Origin of the sequence: Streptomyces sp. NBC_01525 (assembly GCF_045040405.1) — a bacterium.
Classification (GTDB): Bacteria; Actinomycetota; Actinomycetes; order Streptomycetales; family Streptomycetaceae; genus Streptomyces; species Streptomyces benahoarensis.
The window spans coordinates 1,459,330-1,478,226 of record NZ_CP109397.1 but is presented as its reverse complement, the minus strand read 5'-3'; the positions used below and the strand labels follow the sequence as shown (position 1 = coordinate 1,478,226).

The following is an 18,897-nucleotide window of genomic DNA, read 5'->3' as shown; positions in this document are numbered from 1 at the left end:
CCCAGGAGGGTCACCCGCTGCCCGGTGCCCCCGCCCCCTCACCTCACAGCGCCCCACCCCCCGGCTTGATCATCCCGCGGACCGTGCGCGCGTCGACGAACTCGCCCAGCGCCGTCATCTCCCACTCGCCGGAGTACTGGCGAATGAGCTTGGCCATCAGGACGCCGGTGCGGGGCTCGGCCGAGGTGAGGTCGAAGCGGACCAATTCCTCGCCGGTCCGGGCGTCGGCGAGTCGGCAGTACGCCTTGGCGACGTCGGTGAACTTCTGGCCGGAGAAGGAGTTCACGGTGAAGACCAGGCCTGTCACCTGCGGCGGGAGCCCGCCGAGATGGACGGTGATGGCCTCGTCGTCGCCGGAGCCGTCGCCGGTGAGGTTGTCGCCGGAGTGCTGGATGGCGCCGTTGAGAACGGAGAGCTTGCCGAAGAAGCAGTTGTCGATCTTCTTGCGGTCGGGGCCGTAGGCGATGACGGAGGCGTCCAGGTCGATGGACTTGCCGCGGAACGCGGGCTCCCAGCCCAGGCCCATCCGGACCGAACCGAGCAGCGGGTGGCCGCCCTTGACCAGCGAGACCGTCTCGTTCTTCCGCAGGCTGACCCGGCCCTTGTCCAGATTGACCTTCCCGGCGGCGGGCGGCGCCGGAGCGGCCGCGGGCACCGGGGGAGCGACGCCCGGCGGCGGGGCCAGCGGGGCCGGGGCGCCGGTCGGCGGTTCCCACTGCCCGGCGGGCGGCGGCACGGGAGCGCCCTGCGGCGGGGCGGGGGCCGCGGCGGGCGGCGCGGGCGGTGCCGCCAGGGGCGCGGGGGCCGCGGCCGGAGGTGCGGGTGTCGTCGGTTCCTCGACGCTGACGCCGAAGTCGGTGGCGATACCGGCGAGCCCGTCGGCGTACCCCTGGCCGACGGCGCGGACCTTCCAGGCGCCGTTGCGGCGGTAGATCTCGACGACGACCAGCGCGGTCTCCGGGCCGAGCCCGGGCGGGGTGAAGGAGGCGAGGACGGCGCCGCTGTCCGCGTCGCGCACGGTGCCGGTCGGCTCCGTACCGGCGAAGGTGGCGCCGGGGGCGTCCGGGCTCGCGGTGACGACGATCTTCTCGATGTCCGCGGGGATCGCCGTGGTGTCGACGGTGATGGCGTCGCCGCCACCGGGTGCCCCGGCACCGTGGGTCACCCCGGGGCCGCCGCTGGGCTGGTTGTAGAAGACGAAGTCGGCGTCGGAGCGCACCTTGCCTGCGGCGGTGAGCAACAGGCCCGAGACGTCCAGCCGCACGGGGGCGGTGACGTCCACCGCCACCCGAGCGGCGCCGAGCGGGAGATTCGAGCCAGGAGTCATTGCGGTCATGCCAGCAGTAACGAACGGCTCGCTTTTGCGGTTCCATTACCCGCCCCGTCCGGGGGAGGCCGGTTCCGTGTGCCCCGCCGGACCGGCTCCGGCGAGGCGGCCGTTCAGCGGCGCTCGCGGGAGTTGCCGAAGAGCAGCCGGTAGAGGATCAGCAGCACGAGGGAGCCGGCGATGGCCGCGACCCAGGTGGACAGGTCGAAGACGTCCTTCGGTATGGGGCGGTCCAGGATCTTGACGGACAGCCAGCCGCCGACGAACGACCCGACGATGCCGGTGAGCGTGGTGCCCACCAGCCCGCCCGGGTCCCGGCCCGGCAGCAGGATCTTGGCGATGACGCCCGCGATCAGCCCCAGGACGATCCAGCTGACGATACCCATGGTGTGATTCCTCGTTCCTGCGCGCCGCGGCGCCGTGGCGCCGGTGTGACGTGCGGTTTCCGTATCTGACGTGTCGCCCTCAAGGACGCCGTGAAGGGGGTGCGAGTTCCCTCGTACGGCGGATCGGACGACGGACCGCCCGACCGTACGACGCGCCTGCTCAGTGCGGCCAGCGGGGCGGGTCGGTGCAGAACGCGCCGCCCAGGTGCGCATGCGCCGGATCGTCCGGGTCCAGCTCCCCCTGAGCGGCGATCAGCGCCGCCGCGTACGGCTCGGAGTCGTCCTGCGACTCGTACCCCAGGGCACGGGCGGTCGACAGGTCCCACCACAGGCGGGTGTTGGCGGACGAGGCGTAGGCGACGGTGTGGCCGATGTTCTCGGCGGTGAGGGCGGCGTGCAGCAGCCGGGCGCAGTCCGCCGGGCTCAGCCAGATCGACAGCATCCGCACGCTGGTCGGCTCGGGGAAGCAGGAGCCGATGCGCAGCGAGACCGTCTCGATGCCGTGCAGGTCGTGGTAGAGGGAGGCGAGGTCCTCGCCGAACCCCTTGGACAGGCCGTAGAAGGTGTCGGGGCGGCGCGGGGTGCCGATCCCGATCGCGGCCGAACCGTCGGCCGGGCGCGGGGTGAAGCCGACGGCGTGGTTGGAGGAGGCGAAGACGACGCGGCGCACGCCCTCCTCGCGGGCCGCCTCGTAGAGCTGGTGGACGCCCTCGATGTTGGCCCGCAGGATCTGGTCGAACGAGGCTTCCAGGGAGATCCCGGCGAGATGGATGATCGCGTCGACCCCGCGCACCGCCGCGCGCAGCGCCTCACGGTCGGCGAGTGGCGCGGTGATCGCGTCGGGCGCGTCCGGCACCGGGCGCTCGTCGAAAAGGCGGAGCCGGTACCCGTACGGGGGCAGCAGTTCGCGCATCAGGGTGCCGAGGCCGCCTGCGGCGCCGGTGAGCAGGACGGTGCGGGGTGCGGGCATGGCGGACCTCCGGCGGAACGGCGTGGCCCCCGGAACGCCGACGGCATGCGGATGCGGATGACATTCAGAGGTGTGGACACGGTCGTCAGCACCGTAGGGAGCGTGATCAGCGGTGGTCAATACGCCGACGGTGGCGAGGTGTTCGGTGGGCGTGTGGGCCGGTGGGGCCCCTTGACCGGCGGCTGCGGGCTGCTCTAGCGTGGCGCCGTTCAGAGATATGGACGTCGGTCAGAGACGTGCACGGCGGGTGGTGGGTCGCCGCGCGTCCGCGGCCGGATCCGCAGTCCGCCGGTGCCGCGGGGGCTTCGCGCCGCGGTACGCACCGCACGCCAGGGAGAGCCCGTGACCTCAGCCTCGCCGCTCGCCGACCGCCTCGACGGAGTGCTGTTCTTCCCCGTGACCGCCTACGCGCCCGACGGCGAGGTGGACCTGGATGCCTGCCGCGCCCATGTGCGGCGCGGCGTCGAGGCCGGGGCGGGCGCCGTCTTCGCCTGCTGCGGCACCGGGGAGTTCCACGCCCTGACGCCCGAGGAGTTCGCGGCGTGCGTCGGCGTGGCCGTCGAGGAGACCGCGGGCCGGGTGCCGGTGGTCGCCGGTGCGGGCTACGGCACGGCGCTCGCCGTCCGCTTCGCCCACCTCGCCCGCGAGCGCGGCGCCGACGGACTGCTCGCCATGCCGCCCTACCTCGTCAACGCAGGTCAGGAGGGGCTGCTGCGCCACTATCGGGCCCTGGCCGCCGCCACCGACCTGCCGGTCATCGTCTACCAGCGGGACAACGCCGTCTTCACCCCGGACACCGTCGTCGCGCTCGCCCGCACCCCGGGCGTCATCGGCCTCAAGGACGGGCTGGGCGACCTCGAACTGCTCCAGCGCATCATGAGCGCCGTCCGCACCGAGGCCGCCGGTTCCGGCTTCCTCTACTTCAACGGCCTGCCCACCGCCGAACTCACCGGCCCCGCCTACCTGGGCCTGGGCGTGCGCCTGTACTCCTCCGCCGTCTTCGCCTTCGCACCCGAGATCGCCCTCGCCTTCCACCGCGCGCTCACCACCGGCGACCGGGAGACCGTCGACCGCCTGACGGACGGCTTCTACCGCCCCCTCGTCGACCTGCGCAACCAGGGCCACGGCTACGCCGTGTCCCTCATCAAGGCGGGCGTACGGCTGCGCGGCCTGGACGCGGGCGAGGTCCGGCCGCCGCTCGCCCCGCCGGACCCCCGGCACGTCGACGAGCTGCGCGCCCTGCTCGACCGCGGGCTCTCGCTGCTGCCCGGTGCGGGCGGCCCGGTGGACGGGGGCCGCGCCTGATGCGCGCCGCCGCCTTCCTCTACCCCTGGGACGTGGCCGGCGACCCCGGGGCCGCGCCGCGCCTCGCCGATCTGGGCATCCGTCAGGTCACCCTGGCCGCCGCCTACCACTCCACCCGCGCGCTGACCCCCCGCCACCCGCACCACCGCGTGGTCACCGCCCGCCACTCCGCCGTCCTCTACCCGCCCGACCCGAAGCGCTGGGCGGGCCGGGCGCTGCGCCCCGCCGTCCAGGACTGGATGCCGGACCCGGACCCGTACGGGTCGGCCGCGGCGGCGCTGGCGGACGCCGGGATCGAGGTGCACAGCTGGGTCGTGCTGGCCCACAACTCCCGCCTGGGCGAGGACCATCCGGACACCTCCGTCCGCAACGCCTACGGCGACCGCTACCCCTGGGCGCCGTGCATCGCCCGCCCGGAGGTCCGCGACCATCTCGTCACGCTCGCCGCCGAGGCCGCCGTACGGCCCGGGGCGCACGGCACCGAGCTGGAGTCCTGCGGCTGGTACGGCATGGCGCATCTGCACGCCCACGACAAGGTGGCCGGGGTGGAGCTGACCGGCGCCGCGCAGTATCTGATGTCGCTCTGCTTCTGTACGGAGTGCCGCCGCGGCTACGCCGGACTCGGGCTGGACGCCGAGGAGTTGGGCGGTGCGGTGCGCCGGGCGCTGGAGCCGCTGTGGGCCGGGGCGGCGCCGCCCGCCGCCGCAGCGGACCGGGCGGGGGAGTGGGCCGCCGTCGAGGCGCTGCTCGGCGTCGGCCGGGCCGCCGTGGTGCGGGCCTGGCGCGCGCGGGCGGCCGGGGGGCTGCGGCGCGCCGCCGTCGCCGCCGTCCGGGAGGCCGCCGCCCCCGGCTTCCGGGTGCTGCTCCACGCCGACCCGGCCGCGCACCGCTGCGGCGCCAACGCGGGCACCGACCCGGCCGGGGTGTTCGGATATGCCGACGGCGTGGTGGTGCCGTGCGGCCCGGACGCGGCACAGCGGGCCGACGCGCTCGGGCCGTTCGCCGCCGCGCCGGACGCGGCCGGTGCCACCCTCGCCGCCAACTTCACCGTCGTCTCCGGCATGGGCGGCAGCCCCGCCACCCTCGCCGCGGACGCCGCGCACGCCGCCGCACTGGGCGCCGGGGAACTCCGCCTCTACCACGCGGGCCTGGCGAGCGACCGGGACCTGGCCGCCGTCGGCGCCGCGCTGGAAACCCTGTCGGCGCGCTGACGGTACGGCGGGACCGGGGCGGCTCCCGCGGGCCGCCCCGGCCGTCTGTGGCCCCCCTGGGCGGTGGCTATCCGGCGCCGGTGAGATGGGCGGACACGACGACGCCGCGCTCCGCGTCCCCACAGGTCAGCAGGCGCAACTCCGGCCGGGCGGCGGCATCGTGGGTGATGTCGTCGAGGACGGCGTCCCGCTCATGGGGCGCGACCGCGTCGACGGTGAAGAGCGCGGTCCGGCCGTCCGCGCGGCGGACCTCGACGGTGCCGCCCGGCGGCAGCGCGGCCAGGCCCCGGAAGGCGGCGGGCCCGGCCGTGGCGGCGGCGCGTCCGGTGACGACGGCGGTGCCGGGGGAGCCGGGCGGGACGCCGTCGCGGTCCCAGCCCGCCAGTCCGGGCCGGTCGGCGGGCGGCTCCCGGAGCGCGCCGCGGGCGTCGTGGCCGAGACCGGTCAGCGGGGCGTCGATCCCGGCGGCCGGTACGCGGACGCGGACCGGCGGGGAGGGCGGCAGCGGGGCGGCGTCCCGGGCTCCGGTGCGGGCCGCCGGGCCGCCGAGTCCCGGGGCGGCGGGCGGCCGCTGCGGTGCGGTGGCCCGGGCACCGACGGCTATCAGCCAGCCCCCGGCACCCACCGCGGCCAGCGCCAGCACCACCGTGCCGTTGCCCGTCCGGCCGCGCGACCTGCGCCGTCGTTCCCCGGCGGTCCCGGGCGCGCCGGACATGTCAGGCCCGCCCGGCGGCGCGGTGGCGCGGCCCGCGGGCACCGGCGGGGCGCCCCGGAGCGGCCGTACGGCGCGCGGCGTCAGGCGCGCGCCCCGGGCCGGTGATAGCCGGTGCGGCGCCTATGTGCGGGCAGGTGGCGTACACGACGAACCTCCGAGGTACGGACGCGGCGCCCCGTGCGCCGTCGGAACGTCGGGTTCCGTACCTGTTCCCTCCGAGATAAACCGCCCGGCGCGTCGCGAGCCTGCTGACGTCATGTCAGAACGCCCCCGGCCGCGCGGCCCGTCGCCCGCCGGTTCCGTGATCTTCGCAGGTCGGACAGTGCGCCAACGGCGTGTCGGGGCCGCCCGGGGCACGCTGGGGTGAACGGGTGAGGCGCCACGGGCGCGCCACCGCTCCGCCCGCAGGTGGCACGGCGTGGCGCGCCTCGCGGCCGTACTCAGAGCCTGCGGGTCGCCAGCAGCAGCCGGTCGCGGGCATCGAAGAGGGTGTCCTTGAGCAGCTGCTCGTGATCGGGCGTCAGCCGCGCCACCGGCACCGAGCAGCTGATCGCGTCGCGCGCCGGGGTCCGGTAGGGGATCGCGAGGCCGAAGCACCGCAGCCCCAGCGTGTTCTCCTCGCGGTCGACCGCATACCCCTGCTCGCGGACCGCGTGCAGCTCCTCGATCAGCCGCTCGCGGTCGGTGATCGTGTGCGCGGTCAGCGCCGCCAGCTTCGCCGGAAGCAGCTCCCGGACCTGCTCATCGGAGTAGGTGGCCAGCAGCGCCTTGCCCAGCGACGTGGAGTGCGCGGGCAGCCGCCGCCCGACCCGGGTGAACGGCCGCAGATAGTGCTGGGACTGACGGGTCGCGAGGTAGACCACGTTGACGCCGTCCAGCCGCGCGAGGTGGATGGTCTCGGTGGTGTCGTCGGAGAGCCGGTCCAGCGTCGGCCGCGCCGCCGCGACCACGTCGTCGCCGTCGATGTACGACGTGCCGACGAGCAGCGCGCGGACCCCGATGCCGTACCGCGTACCGGTCGCGTCGGTCTCCACCCAGCCCAGCTCGACGAGGGTGCGCAGCAGCATGTAGAGACTGGACTTGGGGTAGCCGACGGCTTCTTGGACGGAGGCGAGACTGTGCATACCGGGGCGGCCCGCGAAGTACTCCAGCAGCTCCACCGTCCGTACCGCGGACTTGACCTGCGCTCCACCCGTCTCCGCAGCTGACATCGCCCTTGACCCCTCTGATCGGCCCGCCCTAGAGTCCCAGAGATTCAGCATCCGGGACACCGTTCACCATATCGAACGGTGTCCGGCCTGCGGCAAGAGCGCGCTCGGGAGGAATACGCGGTGGCTACAGCGGCGGCAGCACCAGTCTGGAGTGTCGACCCCCGAACCGGGAAGCGGCGCGAACAGGTCGCGGTGGAGGCCACCGCCGCCGAGGTGGACGCGGCGGTCCGCGCCGCCCGCGCCGCCCGCCCGGCCCTCGCCGCCCGCACCGCCCGCGCCGCCCTGCTGCGCCGCGCCGCCGACCTGCTGGACGCCACCGGCGCCCGCGTCATCGAGGCCGCCGACGCCGAGACCGCGCTCGGCCCCGGCCGCCTCACCGGCGAACTGGCCCGCACCACCTACCAGTTGCGGGCCTGCGCCGACGCCGCCGACGAGGGCGCCTTCCTCGACGTACGGATCGACCACGCCGACCCGTCGCTCACCCCGCCCCGCCCCGATCTGCGCCGCCACAAGATCCCGCTGGGGCCGGTCGCCGTCTACGCCGCCAGCAACTTCCCACTCGCCTTCTCGGTGCCCGGCGGCGACACCGCCAGCGCCCTGGCCGCCGGGTGCCCCGTCGTCGTCAAGGCCCACCCCGACCACCCGGCCACCTCCGAACTGGTCGCCGCGCTGCTGCGCCGCGCCGCCGCCGAGACCGGTCTGCCCGAGGGCGTCGTCGGTCTGGTCCACGGCTTCGACGCCGGGGTGGAGCTGGTACGCCATCCGCTGATCGCCGCCGCCGGGTTCACCGGCTCGGTCCGCGGCGGCCGCGCTCTCTTCGACGCGGCGGCCGCCCGCCCGCACCCCATCCCCTTCCACGGCGAGCTGGGCAGCCTCAACCCCGTCGTCGTCACCGAGGCGGCGGCCGCCGAACGCGCCGCGGAGATCGGCGTCGGCCTCGCCGCGTCGATGACGCTCGGCGTCGGCCAGTTCTGTGTCAAGCCCGGCCTCGCCCTCGTCCCCGAGGGACCGGACGGAGACCGGCTGCTGACCGCGCTCACCGCGGCCGTCAGCGACACAGAGGCGGGCGTCCTCCTCGACCACCGGATGCGCGACGCGTTCGTGGACGGCGTCCGCGCCCGCGCCCAACTGCCCGGCGTCGAGGCCCCGGTGACCCCCGGTGCGGGCGGCGACCACACCGTCGGCGCCGGATTCCTGACGCTGCCGGCCGCCCGCCTCCTCGACGACCCCGCCGCCTACGCCCTCCTGCTGGAGGAGTGCTTCGGCCCGGTGACCGTCGTCGTCCGTCACACCGGAGACGACGAGGCCGCCGCGGTCCTCGCCCAGCTGCCCGGCAACCTCACCGCCACCCTCCACCTCTCCGCCGAGGAGAGCGCCGGCCAGGACCCGGCGGCCCGCGGCGCCCGGCTCCTCGCCGAGGCCACCGCACTCGCCGGACGCATCGTCGTCAACGGCTGGCCCACCGGCGTCGCGGTCGCCCCCGCTCAGCACCACGGCGGCCCCTATCCGGCCACCACCTCCACCGCCACCTCGGTCGGCGCCACCGCGATCGAACGCTGGCTGCGCCCGGTCGTCCACCAGGACACTCCGGATGCGCTGCTTCCGGTGGAGCTGCGGGAGGGGAATCCGCTGGGGCTGCCTCGGTGGGTGGACGGGCGGCCTGAACGGGGTTGAGGGAGGCTGGCTGGTGAGTGCTGACGGAGGGGCGTGCCCTGGGCGGGCCCGCCCGGTGGATCCCGCCGAGGCGCGTGGCCTGACGATCCGGGTGGGCGGCGCCGTGGATCTCCAGCCCGTCGCGGCGCTGCACGCCCGTGCCCGCGTCGCGTACGACCGGGCCCGCCACCCCGGTGCCGATCCCGATCCGGGCGCTCACCGGTCCGCCGCCCATCACGCCTGGCGCCACGCGCTGGCCGGGCCGGGTGCCCGGATGCTCTGCGCCGAGCGGGGCGGGGCGGTCGTCGGCGCCGCCTGCCATGGCCCGACCGCCGCGCCCGGCACCGTCGTCCTCCACCAGCTCCACGTCGATCCCGCCCACTGGGGCACCGGCGTCGGCCACGCCCTGCACACCGCATGCCTGCGGGCGTGGCGGACGGCCGGGCACACCGCCGCCACCCTCGACGTCCTGTGGCACAACGGCCGCGCCCGCGCCTTCTACACCGCCCGCGGCTGGCACCCCGACCCCTCCCGGGGGCCCGCCCCCGACGCCACCCACCTCACGCTGACGCTGCGGCTCCGGGACGACACCTAGGGGTGCCCGCGGAACCGCGCCGTCCGCCCGGACGCCCCTCCACGGAGCGGGACTTCGCGGTCCGTCGGCCGTACCCGGGCCCCGCCGTACCGCCCAAGATCACCCGGTGCAGAATGACCCGTATGCCGATATCGAACGTGCCGTTGGCGGCCACCCTCGACGATGCCCCGCTGATCAGCCGGACCCTGGTCCGCGCCTTCGACGACGATCCGATGATGTGCTGGTTCTTCCCCGACGACGCCACCCGTGAGGCGTCGCTGGGCCGGTACTTCACCACGCTCTTCACCCGGCAGTACGCCCACGCCGGGGTGTGCGAGCGCACGGGTGCGGCGGTGTCGTTCTGGGTGCCGCCGGAGACGCAGGACCGGGCCGTGCCCGACGCGGAGACCATCCAGGAGCTGACGAACATCCTCGGCGACCGCGCGGGCCTGTTCGGCGAGGCGGTCGAGGCCGCCGCCGCGCACACCCCCGCCGAACCGCACTGGTCCCTGGCGCTCCTCGGCGCCGACCCGGCCGTCCAGGGCCAGGGCCACGGCGCCGCCCTGCTCCGCTCCGGCCTCGCCAAGGCCGACGCGGCGGGCCTCCCCGCCTACCTGGAATCCTCGAAGCCGGCCAACCTCCCCGTCTACGAGCATTTCGGCTTCACCGTCCGCGAGGAACTGACCCTGCCGGGCGGCGGCCCGACCCTCTGGACGATGTGGCGGGAACCGGCCGCGTAGGACCCTCCCGGTGACGGCGCCGGGCCCCACGGCCCGGCGCCCTCCCGCCCCTCCGTACGGGGCCGACCCGCCCGCGGAATAACCCACCGCTCATCCGGGTTGTGCCGAATCCGGTCCCCGTACGAGGAAAGAAACCCCCATGCGCGTCGAAATCTGGTCCGACATCGCCTGCCCCTGGTGCTACATAGGTAAGGCCCGCTTCGAGGCCGGGCTGGCCGGGTTTGCGGGGCGGGACGGGGTTGAGGTGGTGCACCGGTCCTTCGAGCTGGATCCGGGTGCGCCCGCGCCGACGGATGTGCCGGTGCTGGAGATGCTGGCCGCCAAGTACGGCGTCAGCCGGGGGCAGGCCGAGGCGATGGAGGCGCGGGTCGCCGACGCCGCGCGGGGTGAGGGGCTGGGATACCGGTCGGACCGGGTGCACGGGAACACCTTCGACCTCCACCGGCTGCTCCACCTCGCCAAGGCGCACGGGGTGCAGGACGCCTTGCTCGGGGTGTTCTACCGTGCCAACTTCGCGGAGGCGCGGCCGCTCGGTGACCGGGAGACCCTGGTGGCCCTCGCCGCCGAGGCCGGGGTGCCCGCCGAGGAGGCCGCCCGGGTGCTGGCCGATCCGGACGCCTACGCCGACGCGGTGCGCGCCGACGAACGCGAGGCGGCCGAACTGGGCGCCACCGGCGTCCCGTTCTTCGTCATCGACCGCCGCTACGGCATCTCCGGCGGGCAGCCCGCCGAGGTCTTCCGGGAGGCCCTGGAACGCGCCTACCAGGAGGGCGCTGTGCAGCCGCTCGCGTCCGGTGACGCCGGGGTCTGCGGCGATGACGGTTGCGCGGTGCCCATGGCGTAGGCGCGCGCCCGGGGTAAGCGGTACGGGGCATGCCACCGGGGCCTCGCCCCGCCCGCCGGGGCGAGCCCCGCCGCCCAGGGGAGCCCCGCTCCACGCCGCTCGGGCGAGCCCCGCCGCCAAGCCCGGCGCCCCGGCCCCGGCCCGCCGCCCGGACGCCCCCGCCGCCCGGACGCCCCCGCCGCCCGGAGGAGTGCGTCGCCCGGAGGGCCCCCGCCACCCCGGGCCCCATGGACGCCACGCCCCCATCCCCGCACAGTGGTCTCATGCAGCGGCACACCTCACTCGGCGGAGCCGAGTTCGCGCCCGGGACCCCGTATCTCAACACCGCCTCGGGCGGGCTGCTTCCGGCCCGCTCGCGGGCCGCCGTGTGCGAGGCCGTGGCGGAGGCCGCCACGTACGGCACGATGGGGCGCGAATACTTCGGCCCGGCGGAGGAGGCGCGGCGGGGGTTCGCCCGGTTGCTGGGGGTGCCGGCCGAGCGGGTCGCCGTCGGCAGTTCCGTGGCGGTGCACTCCGCGTTCATCGCCACCACGCTGGAGCCGGGCGCGGAGGTCCTGGTCCCGGAGGGGGACTTCAGCTCGCTGGTGAACCCGCTCGCCACCACCCCCGGCCTCACGTTCCGCACCGCCCCGCTCGACGGTCTCGCCGAAGCCGTGCGGCCCACCACCTCGCTGGTCGCGTTCAGCGCCGTGCAGTCGCTCGACGGGCGGATCGCCGACCTCGACGCGGTCCGCGACGCCGCCCGCGCGCACGGCGCCCGTACCTTCCTCGACGTCACCCAGGCCGCCGGCTGGCTACCGCTGCGCCCCACCGGCTTTGACTACCTCGCCTGCGGCGCCTTCAAATGGCTGCTCTGCCCGCGCGGCACCACCTTCCTGGCGTTCGGCGACGGCGCCCTCGGCGACGACGGGCCGCGGCCCCGGCACGCCGGATGGGTCACGGGGGAGGACCCGGCCGCGTCCTGCTACGGCCCGATCGCCCGGCCCGCCGCCACCGCCCGCCGCTACGACGAACCGCACGCCCTGCTCTCCTACGTGGGCGCCGTCGCCTCCTCGCCCTGCTCGACGAGGTCGGCGTGGCCGCGGTGCACGCCCACAACACCGCGCTGGCCGACCGCTTCCGGGCCGGGCTGACCGCCCGGGGCCTTGACCCCCGCCCGGCGCCCGGCTCCGCGATCGTCTCCGTCGCGGGCCCACCCGGCGCCGCGGACCGGCTGGCCGCCGCGGGCATCCGCGTCGCGGTCCGCGGCGGCCTGCTGCGCTTCGCCTTCCACCTCTACAACGACGCCGACGAGGTCGACCGCGCCCTGGAGGTCATCGGCGAGGCGTGAACGGACGGGCGCCGGGCGCCCGGCCGGGGCACGCCTCGCACACGGCCCGGCCCCACCGCGCGCCCGGCCGGCGCCCGCGCCCCGGCCCCGCCGCACGCCGCGCCCCGCCTCGTGCCCGGCCGCCCGCTCACACCTCCCCGCGCACCATCCGCAACAGCCGGTCCAGCACCGCCCCGTCGCTCACCCGCAGTCCGTCGTGCTCCCACTCGTTGGTCGCCCACACCCGCATGGAGCGGATGCGGTCCGCCGCCGCCAGGGAGTGCGTGGTGTCGACGTACATGTCGTCGAAGTAGACCGCGGCGGCGGCCGGTACGTCGTTGACCGCCAGCTGTCCGGCGTCGTACAGGTCCGGCCAGTCACGCCGTTCGGCCAGCTCCTGCGCGGTCTCCTTGAGCGGGCGCAGCGCCGGGTCGGTGTCGAAGAGCCACGGGTACATCATCTCGCCGGTGAAGTAGAGCGGCCCGGCGCCGTCCAGCACGGTGTCGACGTCGAACTGCGGATACGCCGTCAGGCCGTCGCGTACCCGCTGCGCCGCCCACGCCGTCGGGCCCGGGTCCACCGACCGCTGCCCGTAGATCGCCTCGTGGACCACCGCGAACAGCGGCGCCGCGGCGTGCGACAGGTGTGCCCGGGCGCCCTCCAGGAACGCGTCGCCCAACTCCCGCCCGGCCGGGCCCGTCACCCACGCGTCGGCGAGCAGATGGTGCAGGACGTGCGAGCCGTTGCCGCTGCCCAGCAGCATGCCCAGCGCCTGGAACGCCCGTGGCGTCAGGATCCCGCCGCCCGGCAGCCGTACCTCCCGCTCGCGCAGATACGCCGCGATCTCCCGCGCCGCCGCCACATCCCGCGGATACCGGGCGTAGTGCGCGGCGTTCTTCCGGGCCACCCGCGGATACGCTGCCCGGTAGACGTCCTCGGCGCTCGCGTCGAGACCGGGCAGCCCGCCGGTGACCAGCGCCTCGCGCAGCCCCTCGGGCGCCTGCGACAGATACGCGACGGTGCAGAAGCCGCCGAAGCTCTGCCCCAGCACGCTCCACGGGGTGCCCGGGCCCGCCAGTCGGCGGCGGAACAGCTCGGCGTCCCGCACGATCGCATCGGCGCGGAAATGTGCCAGGTATCCGGCCTGTTCCCGGGGCCCGCCGCGCAGTGGCAGCGTCTGCCGGTTGGCGGGCGTCGAGCGTCCGGTGCCCCGCTGGTCGAGGAGGAGGACCCGGTAGTCCTCCAGCGCCCGGCCCAGCCACGACTCCCGGCCCAGCGGACGCGGCGCGGCGTTGCCCGGCCCGCCCTGGAGGAACATCAGCCACGGCAGCGCGGCGTCCTCGCGGCCCGCGGCCACCACCTCCCGGCCGTACACCTCGATGCGTTCGCCGCCCGGGTCGGCGTGGTCCAGCGGCACGTCCAGCACATGGTCGGTCAGGGTCACCCCGGGCAGCCGGTCGACGTTCATGAACCCGTCCTCACTCCTCATCATCGGTGCGCCCGCCACCGCCGGACGGGCACGAACACCGCGGTCAGGCTAGGGGCTGTCCCGTCATCCCGGCGGGCGCACGGCGCGGCCGCCGCACAGACCCAAGCTGTGCGACGGCCGCGTGCGTCCGGCGGATGCGTCACCGCACCGGCGTGAACTCCCGGGCGCCGATGTAGTCCGGGCGCGGCACCGGCGCCGCGAACGGCTCCACCGCGGCGTTCTCCACGCTGTTGAAGACGATGAAGACGTTGCTGCGCGGGTACGGCGTGATGTTGTCACCGCTGCCGTGCATCGCGTTGCAGTCGAACCACGTCGCGGAGCCCGCCTTACCGGTGAACAGCCGGATGCCGTGCTTGTCCGCCATCTTCGTCAGCGCCTCGTCCGACGGGATACCGGCGTCCTGCATCTGTAGCGACCGCTTGTAGTTGTCCTTCGGTGTCTCGCCCGCGCACCCCACGAAGTGCCGGTGCGAACCGGGCATGATCATGAGGCCGCCGTTGGTGTCGAAGTTCTCGGTGAGCGCGATCGACACCGACACGGCCCGCATGCTCGGCAGCCCGTCCTCGGAGTGCCAGGTCTCGAAGTCCGAGTGCCAGTAGAAACCGGACGCGCCGAAACCGGGCTTGACGTTGATCCGCGTCTGGTGGACGTAGACGTCGGAGCCGAGGATCTGACGGGCCCGGCCCACCACACGCGGATCAGAGACCAGCCGGGCGAACACCTCACTGATCTTGTGCACCTCGAACACGGACCGGACGCTCTGCGACTTCGGCTCGACGATGGAGCGCGGATTCGCGCGCATCTCCGGGTCGCCCACCAGCCGGTCCAGTTCGGTGCGGTACACCGCGACTTCGTCCGCCGTCAGAAGTTCCCCGATGGCGAAGAAACCGTCGCGTTCGAAGTCGCTCAGTTCGGACGGCTGGAACGGGCCAGCCGCGCCGGACTGCGACCACACCACCGGGTCCTTCCGCGGGGTGATCACCTCGGAGGTGCCGCGGCTCGGGTACAGGTCGGCGGTGCGCTCGGGTGCGATGGTCATGGTGTTGCCTTCCTCTCCTCTCGTACGTGCTCCGTGGATGCCGGGTGCCGTCCGTCAACTACCGGACGCAAGGGCGTCGTTCACGCCTGGGGCGTGTCTGTGCCGTCCTCGGTGAGCAGGGGGTAGATGCCGTTCTCGTCGTGGTCCTCGCGGCCGGTGACCGGCGGGTTGAAGACACAGACGCAGCGGAAGTCCGTCTTGGGCCGCAGGGTGTGCTTCTCGTGGCCGTTGAGCAGGTACATCGTGCCCGGCGCGATCCAGTGCTTCTCGCCGGTCTCGTCGTCGGTCAGCTCGGCCTCGCCCTCCACGCACAGGACCGCCTCGATGTGGTTGGCGTACCACATCGACGTCTCGGTGCCCGCGTACAGCGTGGTCTCGTGGAGGGAGAAGCCGACGCGCTCCTTGGCGAGCACGATGCGCTTGCTCTCCCAGGTGCCGGAAGCCGCCTTGACGTGGCGGTCGGTGCCCTCGATGTCCTTGAACGAGCGAACGATCACGGTGAGTCGGTGCCTTTCTGTGGAACGGTGACGAAGGGGTGCCGGGCGCGACGCGCGGTCAGACGCGGTCGCGGACGGCGCGGGCGAGGATCCGCAGACCCTCGTCCAGATCTTCGGGGGTGGTCGTCAGCGCCGGGAGGAGCTTGACGACCTCGCTCTCCGGCCCGGAGGTCTCGATCAGCAGACCCAGGTCGAAGGCGCGCTTGGCGATCTTGTTGGCGAGGCTCTTGTCGTGGAACTCCAGGCCCCACACCAGCCCGCGCCCGCGGTACTCGACGACGGCTTCGGGGTGCTCCTCGGCGATGGCCTTCAGGTGCGACTCGACGATCTCACCACGGGCCAGCGTCTGCTTCTCCATCTGCCCGTCGGCCCAGTACGTGTCGAGCGTCGCGGCGGCGGTGACGAACGCCGGGTTGTTGCCGCGGAAGGTGCCGTTGTGCTCGCCCGGCTCCCACAGGTCCAGCTCCGGCTTGAACAGCGTGAGCGCGAGCGGCAGTCCGTAGCCGCTGATGGACTTCGAGACGGTGACGATGTCCGGCACGATGCCCGATTCCTCGAACGAGAAGAACGCACCGGTGCGGCCGCAGCCCATCTGGATGTCGTCGACGATCAGCAGCATGTCCTGCCGGTCGCACAGGGCGCGCAGCTCGCGCAGCCACTCCGGGCGGGCGACGTTGATGCCGCCTTCGCCCTGGACCGTCTCGACGATGACCGCGGCGGGCTTGTTCAGCCCGGAGCCCGAGTCCTCCAGCAGCCGCTCGAACCAGAGGAAGTCCGGGGTGGTGTCGTTGAGGTAGTGGTCGAACGGCATCGGGGTGCCGTGCACCAGCGGGATACCGGCGCCCGCCCGCTTGAAGGCGTTGCCGGTCACCGCGAGCGAGCCGAGCGACATGCCGTGGAAGGCGTTGGTGAAGGACACGATCGACTCGCGGCCCTTCACCTTCCGGGCGAGCTTGAGCGCCGCCTCGACGGCGTTGGTGCCCGTCGGGCCCGGGAACATGACCTTGTAGGGCAGGTCACGCGGGCGCAGGACGATGTTCTGGAACGATTCCAGGAACGCCCGCTTGGCCGTCGTCGACATGTCCAGGCCGTGGGTGACGCCGTCCCGCTCGATGTAGTCGATCAGGGCGCGTTTGAGGACGGGGTTGTTGTGGCCGTAGTTGAGCGAACCGGCCCCGGCGAAGAAGTCCAGATAGATGTGGCCGTCCTCGTCGGTCATGCGGCTGCCCTGCGCACGGTCGAACACGGTCGGCCAGCTGCGGCAGTAGCTCCGCACCTCCGACTCGACGGTCTCGAAGACGCTCAGATCGGGCTGGGTGATGGTCACAGCATGCTCCTGGGAGATGAGTGGCGTGGGGTCTTGCGAAGTCTTGGGTGCGGGCGCCTCCGGACGGTGGCACCGGGTGCCGCCGTGGGACCCGCGGGGTGATGCGGTCAGAGACAGAGGGCGGGTGTGGTGAACGGGCCTATGCGGTGCAGGACCTCCGGCTCGTGCCCCTGCTCCGGGAAGAGCGCCGCGTCGAACAGCACCTCGCGGCGGTGGGGGGCGCCGTGGCGCTCGGCGAACGAGGAGAAGAGCCGGTTGGACGCGGCGTTGTCCGCGGTGATCGTCGTCTCCAGGCGGCTCACGCCCTGCTCCCGCGCGATGCGGGTGGTCAACCCGTCCAGCAGGGCGGCGGCGAGGCCGCGCCCGCGGTGCGCGTCGTCGACGGCCACCTGCCACACGAGGAGGGTGTCCGGACGGTCGGGGCGGATGTAGCCGGTGACGAAGGCGGCCGGCGCTCCCTCGTCGTCGCGGGCGACGACGGAGGTGGCGGCGAAGTCACGGCACCACAGCAGGTAGCTGTAGGAGGAGTTCAGGTCCAGTGTCCGGGAGTCGCGGGCGATTCGCCAGATCGCGGCTCCGTCCTCCACGCGTGGGGTGTCGAGCTTGAAACCCTCCGGCAATTCCTTGATTTCGCTTCGGGCACGTGCATGGTCTGCTTGTGCGGCGGTCATGGAAATTAAATTTACCGAGGGAAAAAGCAAATTGCATCGCGGGCAGGGGTTACGTCGTCGGGGACCTTTATGTTATCGCGCGGGGGCGCCCGAGCGCGCGGAAGCCCGGCAAGATGTATGCTTTTGTACCGGAAATCTCGGGCGAAGCGGGCGACGTGTGGAGTCGGTCACAGGTCCGTAACGTCCCCGAGATCGATCCGAATTCCGACTCCCGGCGCTAGCAGAATCTTGGCGTTTGAGGTCGGGAAAAGCGGGAAGGAGAATACGGGAAGCTGGCATCCAAAGAATTGGGAATTTGCCAGCGGAAGGTTCCTCGCAAGGTTGCCGCAGGCATCGCGAGATGGACTGCCAGGAAAGCACACAAGACACTTCCGTTTACGGAAATCGACCGGCGTGCGCCGCTTCACGCGGGCGCGCGGACGGCGGGCGTGAGCTTGCGCATAAAGTGCCGTCATGACGTCGAAGAGTGAAGGTGCGGCGTTGCACCTCAAGGGGCGGATCCTGGTCGGGCCGGACGACGTGCGCGACGAGATGTGGGTCGTCGGCGGCCGCGTCACCCATGAACGCCCGCGCACCACCCGGGAGTTCACCACCGTCGAGGGCTGGGTGCTGCCCGGTCTCGTCGATGCCCACTGCCACGTCGGGCTCGACGCCCACGGCCCCGTCGACGCGGCAACCGCCGAGAAGCAGGCGCTCACCGACCGCGACGGGGGCGCGCTGCTGCTGCGCGACGCGGGCTCCCCGTCCGACACCCGCTGGATCGACGACCGCGCCGACCTGCCCCGGATCATCCGCGCCGGACGCCATATCGCCCGCACCCGCCGCTACATCCGCAACTACGCCCACGAGATCGAGCCCGAGGACCTCGTCGCCTACGTGGCGCAGGAGGCGCGGCGTGGCGACGGCTGGGTCAAGCTCGTCGGCGACTGGATCGACCGCTCCACCGGTGACCTGGAGTCCTGCTGGCCGCCGGGCGAGGTCGCCGCCGCCATCGCCGAGGCCCACCGGCTCGGCGCCCGCGTCACCGCGCACTGCTTCGCCGAGGACTCCCTCGCCCCGCTGGTCGAGGCGGGCATCGACTGCATTGAGCACGCCACGGGGCTGACCGAGGAGACCATCCCGCTCTTCGCCGAACGGGGCGTGGCGATCGTGCCGACCCTCGTCAACATCGCCACCTTCCCGGACCTGGCGGCGGGCGGCGAGAAGAAGTTCCCGCGCTGGGCCGACCACATGCGCCGCCTGCACGCCCGCCGCTACGACACCGTACGGGCCGCCTACGACGCCGGGGTACCGGTCTTCGCCGGGACGGACGCGGGCGGTTCGCTGGCGCACGGCCTGGTCGCCGAGGAGGTCGCCGAGCTGCGCAAGGCCGGACTGCCTGCGGTGGCGGCGCTCTCCGCGACCACCTGGGGCGCCCGCGACTGGCTGGGCCGCCCCGGCCTCACCGAGGGTGCCTCCGCCGACCTGGTCGTCTACCCGGAGGACCCGCGCGCGGACGTCCGGGTGCTGGCCGCGCCGCGGCGGGTGGTGCTGCGGGGGCGGGTCATCGGGTGAGGGCGGCACCGGGTGCCGTGCGGGGAGGCGGGCCGGTGAGCGGCGCCGGGCGCGTCCGGCCGGGCGCCGTGTCCT

General features: G+C 74.0%; 17 protein-coding genes and 1 pseudogene. 8 read left to right on the top strand and 10 right to left on the bottom strand.

What is annotated here, in order from left to right; all coding sequences use genetic code 11:
- Positions 1–43: 43 nt before the first annotated feature.
- From OG422_RS06670 to OG422_RS06660, 3 genes are all read right to left on the bottom strand, one after another.
- Entirely contained in the window at positions 44–1,327 is a 1,284-nt protein-coding gene (locus OG422_RS06670; protein WP_405740796.1) for a TerD family protein, read from the bottom strand.
- A 113-nt stretch (positions 1,328–1,440) separates the two neighbouring features.
- A complete protein-coding gene (locus OG422_RS06665) occupies positions 1,441–1,713 on the bottom strand; it encodes a GlsB/YeaQ/YmgE family stress response membrane protein (RefSeq protein WP_143944643.1) in 273 nt (90 codons plus the stop codon).
- Positions 1,714–1,873: 160 nt separating this feature from the next.
- The gene (locus OG422_RS06660) at positions 1,874–2,683 is read right to left on the bottom strand and encodes an NAD-dependent epimerase/dehydratase family protein (protein ID WP_405740792.1); all 810 of its coding nucleotides are present in this window, start codon (positions 2,681–2,683) and stop codon (positions 1,874–1,876) included.
- Between the two features lie 342 nt (positions 2,684–3,025).
- Between OG422_RS06660 and OG422_RS06655 the strand changes: the two genes are divergently transcribed.
- Both OG422_RS06655 and OG422_RS06650 read left to right on the top strand, forming a co-directional pair.
- Positions 3,026–3,988, top strand: coding sequence for a 5-dehydro-4-deoxyglucarate dehydratase (locus tag OG422_RS06655; RefSeq protein ID WP_143944645.1), 963 nt, complete (start codon positions 3,026–3,028; stop codon positions 3,986–3,988).
- Positions 3,988–5,199, top strand: coding sequence for a hypothetical protein (locus OG422_RS06650; RefSeq protein WP_405740789.1), 1,212 nt, complete (start codon positions 3,988–3,990; stop codon positions 5,197–5,199). Before OG422_RS06655 ends, OG422_RS06650 begins: the two co-directional genes overlap by 1 nt.
- A 67-nt stretch (positions 5,200–5,266) precedes the next feature.
- On the opposite strand, the gene OG422_RS06645 is transcribed toward OG422_RS06650, so the two are convergent.
- The gene (locus OG422_RS06645) at positions 5,267–5,914 is read right to left on the bottom strand and encodes a sortase domain-bontaining protein (protein WP_143943734.1); all 648 of its coding nucleotides are present in this window, start codon (positions 5,912–5,914) and stop codon (positions 5,267–5,269) included.
- A gap of 440 nt (positions 5,915–6,354) precedes the next feature.
- Positions 6,355–7,125 carry an IclR family transcriptional regulator gene (locus tag OG422_RS06640; protein ID WP_143943733.1) on the bottom strand — a complete coding sequence of 257 codons (771 nt, stop codon included), beginning with the start codon at positions 7,123–7,125 and terminating at the stop codon, positions 6,355–6,357.
- A gap of 120 nt (positions 7,126–7,245) precedes the next feature.
- Here OG422_RS06640 and OG422_RS06635 point away from each other — a divergent pair, with 120 nt between their 5' ends.
- The 5 genes and pseudogenes from OG422_RS06635 to OG422_RS06615 all read left to right on the top strand — a co-directional run bounded on the left by OG422_RS06635 (position 7,246) and on the right by OG422_RS06615 (position 12,266).
- On the top strand, positions 7,246–8,799 hold the full coding sequence (locus OG422_RS06635; RefSeq protein WP_405740786.1) for an aldehyde dehydrogenase (NADP(+)): 1,554 nt from the start codon (positions 7,246–7,248) through the stop codon (positions 8,797–8,799).
- Positions 8,800–8,812: 13 nt separating this feature from the next.
- The gene (locus tag OG422_RS06630) at positions 8,813–9,373 is read left to right on the top strand and encodes a GNAT family N-acetyltransferase (RefSeq protein ID WP_405740783.1); all 561 of its coding nucleotides are present in this window, start codon (positions 8,813–8,815) and stop codon (positions 9,371–9,373) included.
- Between the two features lie 122 nt (positions 9,374–9,495).
- Complete coding sequence (locus tag OG422_RS06625; RefSeq protein WP_143943730.1) at positions 9,496–10,092, top strand: GNAT family N-acetyltransferase; 597 nt, start codon at positions 9,496–9,498, stop codon at positions 10,090–10,092.
- 139 nt (positions 10,093–10,231) lie between these two features.
- A complete protein-coding gene (locus OG422_RS06620) occupies positions 10,232–10,936 on the top strand; it encodes a DsbA family oxidoreductase (RefSeq protein ID WP_405740779.1) in 705 nt (234 codons plus the stop codon).
- A 263-nt stretch (positions 10,937–11,199) separates the two neighbouring features.
- A pseudogene (locus OG422_RS06615) lies at positions 11,200–12,266 on the top strand (aminotransferase class V-fold PLP-dependent enzyme).
- A 127-nt stretch (positions 12,267–12,393) separates the two neighbouring features.
- Here OG422_RS06615 and OG422_RS06610 read toward each other — a convergent pair.
- From OG422_RS06610 to ectA, 5 genes are all read right to left on the bottom strand, one after another.
- Positions 12,394–13,713 (bottom strand): alpha/beta fold hydrolase, encoded by a 1,320-nt coding sequence (locus OG422_RS06610; RefSeq protein ID WP_405740776.1) that lies wholly within the window; start codon positions 13,711–13,713, stop codon positions 12,394–12,396.
- Between the two features lie 160 nt (positions 13,714–13,873).
- Complete coding sequence (thpD, locus tag OG422_RS06605; protein WP_143941819.1) at positions 13,874–14,773, bottom strand: ectoine hydroxylase; 900 nt, start codon at positions 14,771–14,773, stop codon at positions 13,874–13,876.
- A gap of 80 nt (positions 14,774–14,853) precedes the next feature.
- Positions 14,854–15,270: an ectoine synthase gene (locus OG422_RS06600; RefSeq protein WP_405740772.1), complete on the bottom strand. Its 417-nt coding sequence runs from the start codon at positions 15,268–15,270 to the stop codon at positions 14,854–14,856.
- A 58-nt stretch (positions 15,271–15,328) separates the two neighbouring features.
- The gene (ectB, locus tag OG422_RS06595) at positions 15,329–16,597 is read right to left on the bottom strand and encodes a diaminobutyrate--2-oxoglutarate transaminase (RefSeq protein ID WP_405740769.1); all 1,269 of its coding nucleotides are present in this window, start codon (positions 16,595–16,597) and stop codon (positions 15,329–15,331) included.
- 107 nt (positions 16,598–16,704) lie between these two features.
- The gene (gene ectA, locus OG422_RS06590; protein WP_405740766.1) at positions 16,705–17,268 is read right to left on the bottom strand and encodes a diaminobutyrate acetyltransferase; all 564 of its coding nucleotides are present in this window, start codon (positions 17,266–17,268) and stop codon (positions 16,705–16,707) included.
- A 453-nt stretch (positions 17,269–17,721) separates the two neighbouring features.
- On the opposite strand from ectA, the gene OG422_RS06585 reads away from it, so the two are divergent.
- A complete protein-coding gene (locus OG422_RS06585) occupies positions 17,722–18,822 on the top strand; it encodes an amidohydrolase family protein (protein ID WP_405740763.1) in 1,101 nt (366 codons plus the stop codon).
- Positions 18,823–18,897 lie beyond the last annotated feature (75 nt).

What these genes read in the sequence shown, in the direction of transcription:
- OG422_RS06670 (WP_405740796.1), bottom strand. Translation starts at nt 1,327, where the DNA reads ATGACTCCTGGCTCGAATCTCCCGCTCGGCGCCGCTCGGGTGGCGGTG.
- OG422_RS06665 (WP_143944643.1), bottom strand. Translation starts at nt 1,713, where the DNA reads ATGGGTATCGTCAGCTGGATCGTCCTGGGGCTGATCGCGGGCGTCATC.
- OG422_RS06660 (WP_405740792.1), bottom strand. Translation starts at nt 2,683, where the DNA reads ATGCCCGCACCCCGCACCGTCCTGCTCACCGGCGCCGCAGGCGGCCTC.
- OG422_RS06650 (WP_405740789.1), top strand. Translation starts at nt 3,988, where the DNA reads ATGCGCGCCGCCGCCTTCCTCTACCCCTGGGACGTGGCCGGCGACCCC.
- OG422_RS06645 (WP_143943734.1), bottom strand. Translation starts at nt 5,914, where the DNA reads ATGTCCGGCGCGCCCGGGACCGCCGGGGAACGACGGCGCAGGTCGCGC.
- OG422_RS06640 (WP_143943733.1), bottom strand. Translation starts at nt 7,125, where the DNA reads ATGTCAGCTGCGGAGACGGGTGGAGCGCAGGTCAAGTCCGCGGTACGG.
- OG422_RS06625 (WP_143943730.1), top strand. Translation starts at nt 9,496, where the DNA reads ATGCCGATATCGAACGTGCCGTTGGCGGCCACCCTCGACGATGCCCCG.
- OG422_RS06620 (WP_405740779.1), top strand. Translation starts at nt 10,232, where the DNA reads ATGCGCGTCGAAATCTGGTCCGACATCGCCTGCCCCTGGTGCTACATA.
- OG422_RS06610 (WP_405740776.1), bottom strand. Translation starts at nt 13,713, where the DNA reads ATGAACGTCGACCGGCTGCCCGGGGTGACCCTGACCGACCATGTGCTG.
- thpD (WP_143941819.1), bottom strand. Translation starts at nt 14,773, where the DNA reads ATGACCATCGCACCCGAGCGCACCGCCGACCTGTACCCGAGCCGCGGC.
- ectA (WP_405740766.1), bottom strand. Translation starts at nt 17,268, where the DNA reads ATGACCGCCGCACAAGCAGACCATGCACGTGCCCGAAGCGAAATCAAG.
- OG422_RS06585 (WP_405740763.1), top strand. Translation starts at nt 17,722, where the DNA reads ATGACGTCGAAGAGTGAAGGTGCGGCGTTGCACCTCAAGGGGCGGATC.